Origin of the sequence: Halonotius pteroides (genome assembly GCF_003605635.1) — an archaeon.
Lineage (GTDB): Archaea > Halobacteriota > Halobacteria > Halobacteriales > Haloferacaceae > Halonotius > Halonotius pteroides.
In genome coordinates this window covers 167772-183850 of record NZ_QMDW01000001.1, presented here as the reverse complement: position 1 = coordinate 183850, position 16079 = coordinate 167772, and the positions used below count along the sequence as shown (strand labels likewise).

General features: G+C 46.2%; 13 protein-coding genes. 10 read left to right on the top strand and 3 right to left on the bottom strand.

Annotation, left to right across the window (positions count from 1 at the left end; translation table 11 throughout):
- The first annotated feature begins 35 nt into the window (after positions 1-35).
- A complete protein-coding gene (locus tag DP106_RS00900; protein WP_133305077.1) occupies positions 36-1820 on the top strand; it encodes a M56 family metallopeptidase in 1785 nt (594 codons plus the stop codon).
- 62 nt (positions 1821-1882) lie between these two features.
- Here DP106_RS00900 and DP106_RS15685 read toward each other — a convergent pair whose 3' ends face one another.
- Positions 1883-2023: a hypothetical protein gene (locus DP106_RS15685; protein ID WP_165857788.1), complete on the bottom strand. Its 141-nt coding sequence runs from the start codon at positions 2021-2023 to the stop codon at positions 1883-1885.
- A gap of 179 nt (positions 2024-2202) precedes the next feature.
- Between DP106_RS15685 and DP106_RS00895 the strand changes: the two genes are divergently transcribed.
- The 8 genes from DP106_RS00895 to DP106_RS00860 all read left to right on the top strand — a co-directional run bounded on the left by DP106_RS00895 (position 2203) and on the right by DP106_RS00860 (position 13234).
- Positions 2203-3138 (top strand): DUF932 domain-containing protein, encoded by a 936-nt coding sequence (locus DP106_RS00895; protein WP_240625298.1) that lies wholly within the window; start codon positions 2203-2205, stop codon positions 3136-3138.
- Between the two features lie 85 nt (positions 3139-3223).
- Positions 3224-3640, top strand: coding sequence for a hypothetical protein (locus DP106_RS00890; RefSeq protein WP_120082658.1), 417 nt, complete (start codon positions 3224-3226; stop codon positions 3638-3640).
- A gap of 608 nt (positions 3641-4248) precedes the next feature.
- Entirely contained in the window at positions 4249-4629 is a 381-nt protein-coding gene (locus tag DP106_RS00885; protein ID WP_120082656.1) for a hypothetical protein, read from the top strand.
- Between the two features lie 69 nt (positions 4630-4698).
- On the top strand, positions 4699-5235 hold the full coding sequence (locus DP106_RS00880) for a TATA-box-binding protein (RefSeq protein ID WP_120082655.1): 537 nt from the start codon (positions 4699-4701) through the stop codon (positions 5233-5235).
- A 62-nt stretch (positions 5236-5297) separates the two neighbouring features.
- A complete protein-coding gene (locus DP106_RS00875) occupies positions 5298-6890 on the top strand; it encodes a type I restriction-modification system subunit M (RefSeq protein ID WP_120082654.1) in 1593 nt (530 codons plus the stop codon).
- Complete coding sequence (locus tag DP106_RS00870) at positions 6880-8184, top strand: restriction endonuclease subunit S (protein ID WP_165857786.1); 1305 nt, start codon at positions 6880-6882, stop codon at positions 8182-8184. Before DP106_RS00875 ends, DP106_RS00870 begins: the two co-directional genes overlap by 11 nt.
- A 12-nt stretch (positions 8185-8196) precedes the next feature.
- Positions 8197-11181: a type I restriction endonuclease subunit R gene (locus DP106_RS00865; RefSeq protein WP_240625297.1), complete on the top strand. Its 2985-nt coding sequence runs from the start codon at positions 8197-8199 to the stop codon at positions 11179-11181.
- A gap of 61 nt (positions 11182-11242) precedes the next feature.
- The gene (locus tag DP106_RS00860; protein ID WP_240625296.1) at positions 11243-13234 is read left to right on the top strand and encodes an ATP-binding protein; all 1992 of its coding nucleotides are present in this window, start codon (positions 11243-11245) and stop codon (positions 13232-13234) included.
- Between the two features lie 37 nt (positions 13235-13271).
- Here the strand turns inward: DP106_RS00860 and DP106_RS00855 are convergent, their stop codons facing one another.
- Both DP106_RS00855 and DP106_RS00850 read right to left on the bottom strand, forming a co-directional pair.
- Positions 13272-13970 (bottom strand): GIY-YIG nuclease family protein, encoded by a 699-nt coding sequence (locus tag DP106_RS00855; RefSeq protein WP_120082650.1) that lies wholly within the window; start codon positions 13968-13970, stop codon positions 13272-13274.
- A gap of 94 nt (positions 13971-14064) precedes the next feature.
- Positions 14065-14451, bottom strand: a complete 387-nt coding sequence (locus DP106_RS00850) for a dual specificity protein phosphatase family protein (protein ID WP_120082649.1) — start codon at positions 14449-14451, stop codon at positions 14065-14067.
- A 364-nt stretch (positions 14452-14815) separates the two neighbouring features.
- On the opposite strand from DP106_RS00850, the gene DP106_RS00845 reads away from it, so the two are divergent.
- The gene (locus DP106_RS00845) at positions 14816-16054 is read left to right on the top strand and encodes a tyrosine-type recombinase/integrase (protein WP_120082647.1); all 1239 of its coding nucleotides are present in this window, start codon (positions 14816-14818) and stop codon (positions 16052-16054) included.
- Positions 16055-16079: the final 25 nt, after the last annotated feature.

The following is a 16079-nucleotide window of genomic DNA, read 5'->3' as shown; positions in this document are numbered from 1 at the left end:
ATGTAACCAGTCTCTTTGACAAGGCTGTTGAGAAAGTGGAGAAGGATCTTGATGAGGTTGATATTGAACCGGTGGTTGAACAGGAGGAAAATGAAGGTGGCTTCACTGTTTCTAAATCTTGGAGTTTCAGCAGGTTTCTAGGCTTGTGTGAACGAAGGGTGTCACTGGATTATGAGGAAGGTAGGGTCTATACAGGAACATATGTTGATCCGGTTTTCTTTGCTCTTTCCGCTTGCCTGATTGTTTCTTACTGTCTATATGTTGCGTTGCTTCCTGATCTTACTCGAAGCATTTTCTACGAGGATTATGGGTATTTGCTTCTATTGTCTGTAACCGCTGTTGTAGGGTTACTTACTTTATTTACTGTTAGTCACGAGAACTTGGTTGATATTCAAGATTATGGGGTGATAGTTTCCTGGTTTTCTAATCCGTATCCGGGTTTAGCTGTTCTCGGTATCCTTGCTGCTGTTTTCTCAAGATTTGCATTCCTTTTTCCTCCGGTTGTGACAGGAGTCGTCGTCACTATGATATTGACCGGTAGTGTATTCAAGATTCTTGTGGATGTGTATATTCCGCGGGAGAAAACCGGTTTTTCAAAGCTGTTGATCATCCCGTTTCAAGCAGCATTCTACCGTTTGATCCCTTTCGGATTGCTTGTTTTCATTGCTCTGGGTCCGCTTTCCTTGCTATCGGGATTTGATGTATCTCTGTCTTTTTATTCTGAAATTGAAGACGATATTCCGTTGTTTGGCTTGGCCAGTATGTTCTCTGATTTCACTGGAAGTTTTGCAGGGTCAGAGGCTATGGCTACGCTTTATAACGGGATTCCTTCTCTTGTCAATAATTTTATTTTATTTATGATTCTTCTGATCAGTTTTGAGTATCTTAGCTGCTATAGGACACACCGGTACTTGAGGAACTCACGGATTCAGGGCACTGATTCGAGTGTTATCTCCTCTCTTTCAGCAGTGGCATTCTTTTTTTCCAACCTGATGGTTCTCTTGCTTGGAGGTCTGGCGGCTGCGATCTTGGTCTATGACTTTGCCGGGGTCGTCTTGGTGCCGTCTGAATCAGCAGTACTGCTATCCTCCGGGTTCTATTCTAATATCCTTGTAATGTCCGAGAACTATATTGGTGGTAGCTTGATAGTTATCGAGCAGAGTATGGCCGGTTTACCTTTCTTGTCCACGCGGGCGTACACGACCCTGTATTATCTCGTGTTTTTCACGCCGCTGATCCTAACAACTGCTCTATGGGTACGGCATATTGTTTCATTGTATCAAGAGAGAAGGATTTACACTGAGCTGGATTCCCTGGATACGGATTTAGCATCAATTAATGTGGTTACGGTTGACTCTAAGGCACCTGTCGTTGGACCGGTTTCAACGGGCTTTGGCTCAACCTCTATCCTTGTCAGCCAAGCTGTTGTTGAAAAGCTGGACGATGATGAGCTGAAGGCTGTATTAAGACATGAAGAGTATCATATTATTAACAGGGATCTTTTAGCTAATATTGTAGCCAGTATCCTTTCGGTAGGGTTTGGTGGCAGAAATACTCTGCTTGCTTTTTATGGGTACCCGGGTATAGAAAAATCCGCTGACAAGTACGCCGTCGATAAAACAGACAAGCAGACCGTTTTGAAAGCAAATAGGAAGATGTACAAGTTATATCACGATTTCAAGACCCAGGATGCCGAGCTTCATGGATTTGAGAGACTCTGGAAACCATTTTACGAATTTTATTTCGGCGAGTTTTTGCTGGGAACATCTCACAATATATACAAAGAACGCATAGAAATGATTTCAGATTTCGAAGAGTAAAGGGATTTGAGCAGGTGAGAAAGTAAGGGTGATTGGTCTCTGAATTGTTTTAGATCCAGGATTTAGAGAGGTTTTTCACTTCTTTTCAGGTACATCATGATGCTTATTATTGTGATTGGCGTTGAGAGTTTCCAGTAGCCCTGTGCTATTCTTATTCCGCCTACTGCTGCGGTGAAGAGCCAGAGCTTCTGGTTTGTAAGCATCTATTTTCGACCTGGTATTTGAGAACTTGCTGTTGGTTGTTCTTATTGTTCATCCGAAACTTGGTGTGTGGCTTGAATAGTAGCGTTTCGGTCACCTGTTTTCTCCACAAGGTGATTCAACGATTCAAGTCGAAGAGTACGTTTTCGATGGTTTAGACGAGCTTTACGAAACCGCAGAAATGCTTCCGGAGGTGGACCGGCACGAAGTCTACGCCCATCACACCGGGGAGGATGACTGGGAGGATATTCCGTACCGGGACAGTTTGTGGACTGACGATGGCAGAGCCACCGGTGTCGTCTCCAGCAGCGATGATTTCTACAACATCATCCAGTACGGGGATATCCTGGAGACGGTCGGGGACGCAGTGGACAGGCACGAAGAGGTAGAGCCACAGGGCAGAGTTTCTATCTCTCCTACTGCGCACAAGATGAGTGCGAAAATAGATTTTGACGGTGCAACGGTGTACGCTGCCGAGGATGATCCTATCGACCTGGGTTTACAGGTGCAGAGCGGTCACAGTGGTTTTCACGGTTTGAAGTACGAAGTGGGTGCGGAGCGCCAGGTATGTAGTAACGGGATGACCGCCTTCATCTCCGAGCTCGGATTTGATCAGACTCACAGCGAGCCGTTCCAGCCGGGTTTGGCGTACAACGCTGTTGATGCCGTGATTGAGTCGCCGGCGGAGATCGAGCACCGGTTAGCCCAAGCCCAAAATAGAGAGTTGATGAATCAGGATGAGGCCCTTTTGGTGTTGATGGATACCGGGATTGATCGGTACTTGGAGAATCCTGTACCGGATCTTCTGAATGCTATGCATAGTGAGGTGGAGGATCTGGAGTCTCCAACACTCTGGGAGACGTACAACACAGGTACACGCGCACTTACGCATTACACGCGGGATGTACCTGATTATGAGTTGGCGCAAGGGTTTGAGCAGGCCGCCCAGCTCCTGGAGAGCGGCGGTAACGATGTACCGGAACCTGAGAATCTCGGTCGTTCAGCTGTTTATACTCGTTCGCGGGATTTGATCGAGCAGGGAGATGCAGAGCCGTACTGGCCGGGTGAAGAAAGCGCGCTTAGAGAGTTGATGGAGGAGCACGAGATGCAGGCATAGCGCCTATTCTTGTTTTTATTCTATCTTTGTATTCAGAATACATTAATAATATTCATATTAGATTTGTGACTATAAGGTGAACAATTTGGGAGATTATCTTGAGGAAATAAATACAGCACTCGCAACACAGGGAGAAGAATTTTACTACGAATCTTTAGATGATGTAATAAGTGCATTAGAGAATGAAAGCGAGGAGTATCACGAACAAGCTAAACAACGCGCAACGACAGGACTTGGAATCTCAGGTGCTGGTGTAGCCGGCAAGCTTGCTCCAGAGTTCTACTCACAGATCTCAGAACAGGTCGACACAATCACACAGAGTAATCTTGCCACAGTTGGACTCGTTGGAGCCCTGGGTGTTTCCACACTACCCGCGTATCTGACGAAAAGAAGCCTGGATGAAAGGGACGAGATCGATCAGATGATAGAAGACCTGGAAGAAGGAAATTACAGTGAAGGAGATACCGACTTCGCCTACGATGTAGCCGAGAAACTGGCTTGAAAAAGAGTCCTTAGAAAGTCAGCCAATCAGACACTCTCCTACTTTTTCTTTATTAATTTCATACGAAATACGGTGTCTCATCTCTCTACTAGCTTTACGGATTCCGTGTTCTCCACAGGATGATGACTACTGTTACATCGGATATACGAGAGGAGGTATACAAAGCCAGTCAAAAATCTTCCAAAGCCAAGGTTCGGCCGGCGGTGACGTACAATTACTGATTACGATGAGGAGGAGCCTGTCGCGGAGTGGGAGGCCGCGTTTCTCCCGGACTGGGAGTGGGAGGCCTACGACAAGGCCGGGGATGACGACGATGTCTACTTCGGCCGTGTCCGCTCTCCCAACACCTACGGAGAATGGGAGTACGGCTACTTCAGCCAGGAACAACTGGAAAAAGCCGGTGCGTACCGTACTGATCTAGATCCGGAGGAAGACGCACCCTTGTACCCTGACGGAGGCGAGGTTGAGGAGGTCATCGGGGTCTTCGAAACCGAGTTAGAGGCGTTGCTTGAGCCCGAAGAAGGTGATGAACGATACAGGGAGTAGATGAACTGCTCGAAGAATACGCCGAGGAGAAACGGTTCGTCGAGGAGGATAAGCCGTACTGGATGAATCTTACCGGCGGCACCTCCTTCTCCGGACCTCTCCGCTTCAAACTGGAGAATTACTTCCCCGAGGCACACTACAAACAGGCGATTGACCAGGCATTCGAGAAAGAAGCTGAGGAAGAGATTCTGCCAGATGGAGGCAGCAGAACGCAGTACTACTGGAGTGGAGACGAAGGAGTCGTGTACCACACCGAGGCCGGAGATGAACTGGTCGACCCCTTCTTCGGCTCTATAGATGAGGCCGAACAGTATCTGGAGAGCCTAGCTGACCGCCACGGCAAAGAACAGTACACGGGAATGGTGCTGAGAAAATCCGGGAACCGGAAAGTCATGGAAACAACAGAGGTACTGACCGAACAAAGCGGGCTGACAGACTGGTGACCGAGAGATCTTATAAAAATGAAACGAGTGGAATAAAGAGGAATGGGCTTCTCCGAATAGATAACCTGGATGCACGTAGTAAGTACGATGGGAAGTGGAGAGCTCGGCAGGCAAATAGAGCTTTCAGAGGTTATTCAAGCTCTTTCTGACGAATTCGACATAGAGGCTAAAACTCACAGCAATTCTATGGCGACGATACGTTTGGAGGAAGGAGGACCGGCTCTTACTCTCTACCGTACAGGGACTTTCCAGATCCGAGGTACCCCCAACAGGGAAGCATTGTTTGAGGCCAAGGAAGACCTGCTGAGTGCCCTTCGAAAAATCGGCGTGGAGTTTGATGAAGTCCCTTTCAGACAAAACAACTCTGTCTATCTCGCAGACTTCGATACAGAGATTCAATTAGAGGCTTTAGCTATCCACCTAGGACTTGAGAACGTCGAATATGAACCAGAGCAGTTCCCTGGCGTAATCTATCGACCTCCAGATCTGGGAACGGTGATGCTCGTATTTGCTAGCGGAAAATCGATTATCAGCGGTACTATAAGCAGGGAGGAAGCGGAGAAGTCAGAGTCTCATCTGGGAGACCAGCTTCAGATACTTCGTTGACCTCTGTTGATGGCCGCCAGTTCAACGCAACCATTAACAGTGTTTCCTCAGCAACACTATGTATGGCAATTGCGGGAAATTCTAACGGCGAACTTGAAAAGAAACTCTGGGAAACAGCTACGAAACTACGTGGACCAGTTGACCCATCAGAATACAAGGACTACACTCTTGGACTCTTGTTCTTAAAGAATATGTCAGATTCTTTTGAGGAAAGGAGGGCGGAATTAGAAAGAAAAATCGATGATCCAGACTCCCGTTACTACACTGAAGACGAGAAGGAACGCGAATATATCTTAAAAGATAACGACGAATATACCCGAGAAAACGTCTTCTACATTCCTGAGGAAGCAAGGTGGAACCATCTTGTTAATAATGCAACTGATCCTCAGATCGGACAAAAGATAGACGAAGCTATGCGAGCAGTCGAGGAGGAAAACCCTCGATTAAAAGGGATGCTCCCGAAGGGATACTCTCGTTCTACTCTTCCCCATGATTCATTGGAGGGACTAATTAACCTCTTTGCTGATATTGAGATGTCTCAGAAAGATGAGAACGGAGATAAAAAACAGGATGAAGATATCTTTGGGCGCGTGTATGAGTTCTTTATCAAAAAATTTGCTATGGAAGGCGGTCAAAAAGGAGGAGAATTCTACACGCCGAAAAGTGTAGTCGAACTTCTCGTCGAAATACTGGAACCCTACGAAGGCCGTATTTTTGACCCATTCTGCGGGTCTGGAGGGATGTTTGTACAGAGTCATAAATTCCTTCAGAATCACGGTGGAGATACTGATCAAATTTCCATCTACGGTCAAGAAATTAAGGAATCAACATGGCGGATTTGTAAAATGAACCTGTACCTCAGGGGTCTAGATGGGAATATTAAGCTTGGTGACAGTATACGTGATGACCAACATAAAGGTCTTGATGCCGATTATATCATTACCAATCCTCCGTTCAATATGGATGACTGGGGAAAGAACTCAATCGCAGATGATGATCCTCGTTTTGATTACGGGATGGCTCCCGCTCGAAATGCAAATTTCGCGTTTATTCAGCATATGATCCACCATCTCGATGAAGATGGAATGGCAGCAACTGTTATGGCGAATGGTTCTCTCGCCAACCAGGATCCAGAAGGTGAGATTCGAAAAGAGATCATCAAAGAAGATCTAGTTGACGCAGTTATTGCTCTTCCAGGAGAATTATTCTATACAACCTCAATTCCCGTGTGTATCTGGATTCTGAGTAAAGGAAAGAAATCTGACGAATATAGGGATAGAAGTGGGGAGACATTATTCGTAGATGCCAGAGACATGTATGAAGAAATTGACCGAACACTGAATGAATTATCGGAAGATCATATATCAAAAATCACAGAGATAGTAAGAGCATATCGAGGGGAGAAAAATGCTGAAGAGTACTCAGATGAAGTTGGATTCTGTGCCGTGGCCAGCCGGGATGAGATTAAAGAGCAAAACTGGGTGATTACTCCTGGCAGATACGTTGGAATAAAAGACGAAGATTATGAGGGGGAACCGTTTGATAAAAAGATGTCTCGGTTGACAGAAGCATTAGCAGGACAGTTCGAGGAGAGCGATTCACTTAAAGAAAACATCCGTGAAAATCTCCGGGGGCTTGGTTATGATGAAATCTGATTGGGATGTAGTAGAGGTCAGAGAAGCCTGTGAACTCATAGTTGATTGTATCAATAACACAGCTCCGACAGTGGATGGCCCTACACCGTATAAGATGCTGAGGACTACAAATATCGGTGAAGGACGAATTGATCTCAGTGACGTAGATTATGTAACGGAAGAAACGTATGAGGAATGGATCCGCCGAGCGGAGGTGAACAAAGGTGATGTTCTTTTAACTAGAGAAGCCCCTCTTGGGGACGTTGGACTCGTTAGAGAAGATGATACGGTATTTTTGGGTCAACGTGTAATGCAATATCGACCTGATCCAGAAGTGCTTGATTCCAGATACCTAACTTATGCGTTTCTAAGCCCTTTTGTACAGAATCAGATTCACAAATACAAGGGAAGCGGGTCAACCGTTGATCATATTCGTGTTCCTGAGTGTGAAAAGATAAAAATACCGCTCCCACCACTGGAATATCAAAAAAAGATAGCCGACGTACTCACCGACTTTGATGACAAAATACAGACAAATATAGAGATGAACGACCGGTTGGAGGCCATTGCTGATGCACTCTTCCAATCTTGGTTCATCGACTTTGACAACTATACGGATTTCAAAGACTCTAAAGAAGGTCAAATTCCTTCAGAATTTCAAGTTAAAGAATTAGGAGAATTGGTCAACCCAAGCCGAGGGCTCTCATACACCAGTGACTACCTTGATAAGAAGGGAGAAGAAGGATACCCAATGATCAACCTAAAAAATGTAGAAGAAGGCGGAGGGTTTAGAGAGGACGGTATGAAGTTTTATACAAAAGAAGAAATGAAAGAAAGATATGAGATGGAGCCATATGATCTAATTATTGCAATCACAGAACAAACTATGGACGGTTCGCTATTAGGCAGTCCTGCTTTGATCCCGCCAATATTTGATGAGGATCGCATTATTATCTCTCAGGATGTCTGTGACATTTCTCCAAAAGAAGACAATATGTTGGACGAATATTTCCTCTACTATCTAATGAGATCCGACAAATTTAGGAACTATTGTCATGCTCATGCAACCGGAAGTACGGTACATCATCTTAGGCAGGACGTCATCAAATCATATCCTGTTATTCTACCACCAGAATCTGAGATTGAGCGATTCTCTGATATTGTCCAATCTATGAAAGAACTTCAGTTTAGCAATATGATTGAGAATCGTTATTTGGAGGAAATGAAACAAACGCTACTACCCCGACTAATGACGGGGGAAGTCAGGGCAAGTGACATTAATATTGGCGAGAAAAAATTATCTAACGAGGTCTAATCGTGTATGTCTATGAATGAGATGGAGTTGGCAGAGAAGCCGGCCCTACAGGCTTTTCAGAACATCGGGTATGATTACAAGCCTGGTTCTGAACTTGGGCCGAATAGCGATGAGCCAGAGCGGGATTCTCTCTCTGAAGTTGTACTTAGAGACAGACTCAGAGCAAAGCTCCAAGAATTAAATCCATCTCTTCCGAATGAAGCTATTGAACAAGCTATATCTAAACTTATAGGATTTAATTCTCCGAAACTTCTGAAGAGCAATCAAAAGTTCCATCAAAATATTGTCCAAGGCGTGCATGTTGAGTACGAAAATGAGGGAGAGACACGAGGGGAGTATGTGGACATTTTTAATTTTGATGAGCCAGAAAAGAACGATTTCCTAGTTACTAATCAAGTAGTTATACAGGTCGGGGAAGGTCCACAACGGAAGCCCGATGTCATCGTGTTTGTCAACGGTCTTCCTATCGGTGTTTTGGAAATGAAGGATCCGACGAATCCTCAGGCATCGATGGGTAATGCGTATAAGCAGGTCACGGATCGATATGTGAGCGATATTCCGGATCTGTTCCACTACAACGAGCTTATTGGCGTTCTGGATATGAACAATGCCGAGCTCGGATGCCTTAGTGCCGGTTGGGAGTGGTTCTCACCTTGGCGGTATATCGATGAAGAAAAAGATGCTACAGATGAGCTACCACCTTCAGAGGTATTGATCCGTGGTGCATTCGACAAAGAAAGACTACTGGATCTTATCGAGAATTTCATAGTATACGCTGATGAGGACGGAAAGCTTGGGAAAAAGCTTGCAGCCTATCATCAGTTCTATGCGGTGAACAGCGCTGTTAAGAGCAGTAAGGAAGTTGTTCCCAATCCTGATGAGAATCGTATTGGGCTTGTCTGGCACACCCAAGGTTCTGGGAAGTCCCTCTCGATGGTTTTCTATGCGAAGAAAATTCGTCGTGAGAGTTCGATGAAGAACCCGACGCTTGTCTTCCTCACTGACCGAAATGATCTTGACGACCAACTATACAAAGAGTTCAAGAACCACGGTTTAGACGCTGAGTGGGCAGATAGCGACAATCGAGTTGAACTCCGGGAAAGATTGGATCGAGAGGCAGGAGGGATTATTTTTGCGACGATTCAAAAGTTCCAGACCACGGACGACGAGGTTCAGTATCCGGAAGTCAACGACCGAGATAATGTGATTGTGGTTGCGGACGAGGCTCACCGTACTCAGTACAAGAGCTTGGCTACAAACGTTCGTGACGGGCTTCCTAACGCTTCGCACCTCGGTTTTACAGCAACTCCAATAGAGAAGGAAGATCGGTCTACTACGAATACATTCGGTGGCTACATCAGCCAGTATACTATCAAGGAGTCAGAGAAAGATGAGTCCACAGTCCCGATTTTTTATGAGAGCCGTCTAGCTAAACTCCAAGTTAACGATCCTGGGATTGAGGACCGGTTTAACGAATTGATGGAGTCGAAGTCGGATGATTTGAAGCAGGAGATGAAAAGAAAGTGGACTCAGCTTCGCCGCGTCATTGAGAACAGTGAAGAGCGGACGGAGATGATCGCTGACGATATTGTTGAGCACTTCAACAACAGAGAAATCGAAGGTAAGGGAATGGTGGTTGCGATTAGCCGTCAAGCCGCAGTGAACCTGAGCAAGAAAATCAGGGATAATCCGGACGCTCCAGAGACACGAGTAGTGATTTCAGGAGCAGAAGACTTCATCGACGATCCTATCTCAAATGATGAATTGAAGCGTCGTTTCAAAGACGATGAAGATCCATTCAAAATCGCGGTCGTCTGTGATAAGTGGTTAACAGGGTTTGACGCGCCCCATCTACACACCTTGTACATGGATAAGCCGATGAAGAATCATAATCTGCTTCAAGCAATCGGCAGAGTCAACCGCATTTACAAGGACAAACCTGGTGGTCTGATTGTAGACTATATCGGGATCAGTAAGCGGCTAAAGCAGGCTTTGGATAAATACACGTCCGAGGTTCGGAACGATGCGATGCTGGATATTGAGGAGGGTGTAAAGGTGATGAAGGAAAAACATCAGAAGGTTGCGGACTACTTCGCAGCAGTTGATTACAGCGACTGGCCGGAGCTTGATAAGTTGGAGCGGAAAAGGTTGCTCTATAAGGCACAGAATGAAGTGTTGATTACTGAAGAGCGTGAGGATCAGTTCCGGGAATCAATGAAGGAGTTGAAGAAAGCTCACGCATTGGTTACTCCGCACTCTGCGGCAAGTGACATCCGTGTAGATGTAGCCTTCTTCGAAGCCGTTCTCGGAGCAATAAACAGTATTGAGGATTCCAATAATCCCGACGAGATGGAAGACTTAGACTCGGCCATGAAAGATTTAGTAGCTGAAGGAGTCGGTATTGAGGATCTGATCGAAGTTACGGGTTTCGACAAATGGGAGAAAGAGAAGCCAGTACTTAGTGATGAATTCCTTGAGGATGTGGAGGAGGTCGAATTCGAGAACCTTCAGGTGAAGATGCTCCGGCAGCTACTGGAAAATGAGATTACGACCCGGAAAAAAAGCAACTTGGCAAAGTACGAGTCGTTCGAAGAAGAACTTCAGAGTACGATTCACGACTATAATGAAGGGTTTCTGTCGACTCAGCAGGTTATCGACGAGTTGAGAAATTATGCTGAGAGGATTCAGGAGACGGATGATCGGCAAGATGAACTTGGATTGAGTGACGAGGAACTGGCGTTCTATGATGCTATTTCTGCGAATACGGAGACTGAAATCGGCGAAGAAACACTGAAAAGCATCGCTCGGGAACTCAAGCACAATCTGAAGGATAGCGTGGAGCTTGATTGGACGAACAGGGAAAAGATTAGAGCCGAGATCAAGACAGAGGTCAAAGCGGTTCTGAGAAATAACGGTCTCAGCCTCTACAAGCACGAAGACCTAGTTGATCCAATTGTAGCCCAGGCAGAGGAGTTCTACGGTGGAGCTGCCGCATAGAATTTCAATAGAAGCTTGGTATATCCCATCGTTGTAGAATTCTACCCTTTCACTGTCTGATGTGAGTCGTGATCCTGAGAAGGTTCTCCGATTGGCAGATCAACGTGGCATTCTTGATGATGATGAGGTGCAGAAGCTGGTCTTAGCCTCTGGGTTTTCCAGTAGTGAGTATATCCAGGATGCGATTTCGAAAGCTGTTTTTGGAAAGTCTGTTCAACGGTATCGTTACCCGTTCGAAAATAGCGCGAGGTACGGTGATGTTTATTTGGGGGAGACGTTTCGGAAACAGTCGTTCTATCTTTCTCAGGAGGATCTAACCAAGCATCTTCTCGCTGTCGGCCAGTCGGGGAGTGGTAAGACGACTCTGTCTTACAGGTTGATGGATGAGGTGGGTAAGCCGTTTTGGGCGTTTGATTTGAAGCAGGATTACCGGCATCTATCCCAAGACATTGATTTGCTGGTGTTGTCGTGGACTCGCCTCAAATTTAATCCGTTGAAGCCGCCGACGGGTGTTCCGCCTCGTAGATGGGCACAGGTTTTTGCTGAGATCTTTGGTCACGCTACTTCGTTGCTGAGTGGTTCGAAGAATTATTTGATGAAGAAGGTTGTCGAACTTTATACTCTGTATAATTTGTTTGATAGGGTTTCTGAGCCGTATCCGAGTCTTCACGAGCTGGAGCTTTTGATCAAGAAGCAGAAGGTCAACTTTGTTCGGAAGGCGTCTGATTACCGCGATACCTTGTTGAATCGGTTGGAGGCGATTAACCTGGTTGCAGGCACTGTTTTTGACTGTAATCGGGGGTATGCTGTAGACGAATTGCTGAAGGAGAATGTTGTCTTCGAGTTTGACGGCTTGAGCCGGGATGTCCAGAATTTCTTGATGGAGGTTCTCTTTGCTTATGTCTACGAGTATCGTTTGGCTCAGGGTCACCGGGATAGTGGTTTGAATCATCTCTTCTTTCTTGACGAGGGTAAGCGGGTTTTTTCTGTGTATAAGGAGCGGCAGGATGCTGCCGGTATCCCTGAGGTGGATGAGTTGACGGCGAAGATGCGGGAGTTCGGTGAAGGATTGGTTGTCGCAGATCAAGAGGCAAGCAAATTGACGGATTCGATCAAGGCGAATACCTTCACCAAGCTTCTGTTGCCTACAGCCGACCGGAAGCAGTTCCAATCGGTCACGGATGCGATGAACCTGTCTGAGAGGCAGGCGGAGTTCGCTCACGATCTTACCACTGGTGAAGCAGTCGTTCAGGTCGGTGGCCGGTACCCAGTCCCGGTCAAACTCGAAAACTACGAACTGGAGAAGACCGTCACGGATAGAGAACTCGAAAAGCAGCAGGCCGAAAAATGGAGTAAACTGGAAAGCGAGAGACGGAAGACCACGAAGCGTTTCGACAACCGGATTGCTCCTGGCAGATCCGAGGAAGTACCGGAGACCACGATCCCCGATGATCCGACCGAGATACAGGTATCTGAGGACGCCGACCGGTTACTGAAAGATATTATCGAGAACCCGTTCAAGCCTCTCACCAAACGATACGAGCGTTTCAGTAGTACGTACAAGGGAAACAAGGCGAAGAACGAACTGGTCGACCAAGGTGTTGTAATAGAACGCCACGTCAAGGCTCAGGATGGCAAGCGAAAGCTGCTCCAGTTGACGGAGAAAGGCCGTGACTACGCAGAAGGTCTAGATCTGGACGTGAAACACAGGGGGCGAGGAGGAATCATCCACAGGTACTGGCAGAACCAGATTAAGGAAGCATTCGAAGAACAGGGTTTGGATGCGTTCCTCGAAAAGTTCGACGCCGATGTCTACGTCAACATGGGAAACATGGAGTTAGTGGTTGAGGTGGCGATGGGCAACAATCAGCGGGAAGTCGACCATCTGAAACAACACCTGGAATCTGGTTTTGACGCGGTCTGGGTAGCAGCACGGAAGCAAGAAGTACTGGAAGGATTGAAGCAGAGGATAGAGGAAGAAGGGTTAAACTTGGATCGAGTGGCGTTTAGACTGGTTCGGGATTTTAGAGAACTTGAGACAACGTCACTATAGGATGTTCTGATGGTTCGAGAGGCCGGAGTTTATTGCCTTAGTTTTCTTCTTCGGTGAATATTTCGAGCTTTTCTTCTTCGTAGTTGTACTTTTTCAGTACCTTTTGAATAACTCTATTTACGTCGTTGGCAGAGAAGTTTGATTCTACGTATAGTTCTGTTTCTGGTATTTGTTTAGGGGAGACTAAATCAGATTGTCTTTCTTTTTTGACAAAATAGCTTCTTGTTCGTCCTTCAATTTCAGTGACTTTCTCTTGATCATCGACTTCAGCCAGTATCTGTGCTACTCCGGTTTGGAGGGTATCAGTCCAGTTATCGACTTCATGTGTCTCTCCTAATATCTTGATTATGGCAGGGGTTGTTCCAGTGTAGTTCACTGATTCCGTGTCTTCTGTATCGGTTTCTCTTTCCTCAATTTCGGCTTTAGTGGTGTTCTTCAATATTTTATTGACAGTTTCTGCAAACTGCTGGTAGCCACCTTGTAGGAAGACAAATTTTTCGCTTTGTTTATTATAGGCGTATTTTTCTGCTATTTCGTGGACGCCTTTTTCAGCTGTAGAGAGGTTCTTTTGTGGATTTGGTTTCCACATATCAAGTAATTCAATGTTTCTTGCACCCCGGCTATACTGAGATAAGGTATTATCTATGTTGGTTGATTTCCCTATTTTGACGTCCATTATTTTTAGTCCAGAGTACTCCAAGTTTGAGATTCTTACAGCGTAGACGACATCGGTCATATTAGGGAATTGTAGAAGTACTGTCTTTACATTTTTCCAAGCCTAGCTCAGAACTATGTTCGATTATTCTATATATCAGAATTCAAATAATTGATTACCTGACGAACCATGCTTCGTGAGGATCGGTTTCGGACCTTCGTTCAATTACTTGGTTGAACACGTCTTTGAGGTCTGTTTCTGTGAGGTTTGATATTGCTGCTGCGGCGACTGAAGGACTGCGGGAGGAACCAGCCGAGCAGTGGACCAGGACACGCTGACCGTTTTCACGTTGCTCCACAACTGTTTCTACGGCTTCAGCGAACGCTTGGTAACTGTTCTGAGGTCCATCTATCATCGGCACATCTACACGAGTGATGTCTCCTGTTTTCGGGTTGCTGTGAGTTAGAGAGACCACGGTATCGACACCGTGTTTCTGTAGAAGTACCTCATCGCTGGCATCAGATTCGGGACCTACGAAAATCCCATCAACAACCTCATCCATTCCGATACATCTCGTTGAAAAGGGTCTATGGCCAGGATTTGTTTAACTTCCATCCGTCGATAACCCTGAATTCAGATGGTGTACAGGACAGATTATTTAAATATTCTAGACCAATCTTCACTTGAAAAACCAAACGAAGGAAGGAGAGGACTTGAGAAACAGTGAACGGAAAGTAGGTAGCCCCGTCCGGGCACCCTATCAAGGGTTCACTGTCCTTCAACCGTAATGAGGGGTCTGAACCCCAAGAGAAGCGTTGCGATAAGGGCATCTGAACAGAGGGTTCAATGTCCTTTCCCAGCAGTTGATCCATCTGAACCGCGGCTTGTCCTCTCCTTTCCTTCTCTTTGAGGTGCAGAACCACTCTATGTCTACTACACGCTACATCAACGTTGAGCAACAGCTTAAAAATCTGAAAGACTCAGAACTGGAATCAGCTAATGTAGAGGCGATCCGGAAGTTCATTGATCACAGTGCTGCTGAAGGGATTAGTGAGGTCCGTCAAAGCCGTTTGATCACTGCTTTGAAGTCTCTAGTGTTGAATTTCGCTCCGGATGATTTTGAGTTGAGCGGAGCTTCTGAGGAGGAACTGAAACTGATGATCGCGAATTTGAACAGGAGTGATTATGCCGATTCTACGCAGCATACGATGAGAGCTGCTGCCAAGAAGTTCTATAAAGTCGAGAACGGGGGACGTGAGCATCCTGAGAAAGTTGATTTCTTCTCTGCTTCTTCGAGCCAGAAATCGACTGTAAGCCGAGAGGATATCTTCACTGAAGAGGAGTTGAAGCGGTTGTTCAGCAGTTTCATCAGCACTCGTGACCGTGCATTCACGATGGTTTTATATGAGTCTGCGGCACGTCCTGGTGAGCTTTTATCTCGTAACCTGGGCGATTTTACTTCGAATGAGAAGGGGGACTTCATCTATTTGGAGGGTATCAAGGGAACCCCTGATAGGACCAATCAACTGGTTCGTTCTGGGCGTCCTCTACGTGAGTGGATTGCTCAGCATCCTCTTGGCGGTGAGGTAGGAGATATTGATGATCCAAGTGTCCCCTTGTTTGTCAAAACTCAGCAACAGGAGTGTAAGAAGTGCGGTAATGTGCCTCAACAGCACGGCGACACTAACTGTATGTACGAACCGGATTTGAGAGACAGGTGGAAGTACGATAGCTTTCTCCGCCGGTTCCAAGATGCCTGTGAAAGAGCAAGTATCCCTGAGAACAAGCGTCGGCCATACAACCTGCGGCACACCCGTTTGACTGAGGTTGCGACGTTTATGGGCTATGAGCAGTTGAACAAGTTTGCAGGTTGGAAGCCAGGATCGGACAGAGCGAAGGTGTACGTCCACTTGAACAATGACGACGTCAATGAAGCTATCCGAGAAGAATACGGTTTGAGCGGTGGTGAAGACGAGGACGGAAGCGTTGAATGTTCGTTCTGTGGTGCGGAGAACAGCGATGTCTACTCAGAATGCCGTAACTGTGGAAGAGCTCTCAGCCTTGAGGATGAGTCTACGAAAGAGGAGAAACAAAACGTTCTGGAGCGATTAGCCGAACTGGAAGACAAGGGTGTATTGGAGAAGCTGGAACAGCTTGAGGACTAGATCTTGAGAAACACAGTGTTCCCAT

Coding starts and splice junctions, on each gene's coding strand:
- DP106_RS15685 (WP_165857788.1), bottom strand. CDS start 2,023: ATGCTTACAAACCAGAAGCTCTGGCTCTTCACCGCAGCAGTAGGCGGA.
- DP106_RS00895 (WP_240625298.1), top strand. CDS start 2,203: ATGCTTCCGGAGGTGGACCGGCACGAAGTCTACGCCCATCACACCGGG.
- DP106_RS00885 (WP_120082656.1), top strand. CDS start 4,249: ATGAATCTTACCGGCGGCACCTCCTTCTCCGGACCTCTCCGCTTCAAA.
- DP106_RS00880 (WP_120082655.1), top strand. CDS start 4,699: ATGCACGTAGTAAGTACGATGGGAAGTGGAGAGCTCGGCAGGCAAATA.
- DP106_RS00875 (WP_120082654.1), top strand. CDS start 5,298: ATGGCAATTGCGGGAAATTCTAACGGCGAACTTGAAAAGAAACTCTGG.
- DP106_RS00870 (WP_165857786.1), top strand. CDS start 6,880: ATGAAATCTGATTGGGATGTAGTAGAGGTCAGAGAAGCCTGTGAACTC.
- DP106_RS00865 (WP_240625297.1), top strand. CDS start 8,197: ATGAATGAGATGGAGTTGGCAGAGAAGCCGGCCCTACAGGCTTTTCAG.
- DP106_RS00855 (WP_120082650.1), bottom strand. CDS start 13,970: ATGACCGATGTCGTCTACGCTGTAAGAATCTCAAACTTGGAGTACTCT.
- DP106_RS00850 (WP_120082649.1), bottom strand. CDS start 14,451: ATGGATGAGGTTGTTGATGGGATTTTCGTAGGTCCCGAATCTGATGCC.
- DP106_RS00845 (WP_120082647.1), top strand. CDS start 14,816: ATGTCTACTACACGCTACATCAACGTTGAGCAACAGCTTAAAAATCTG.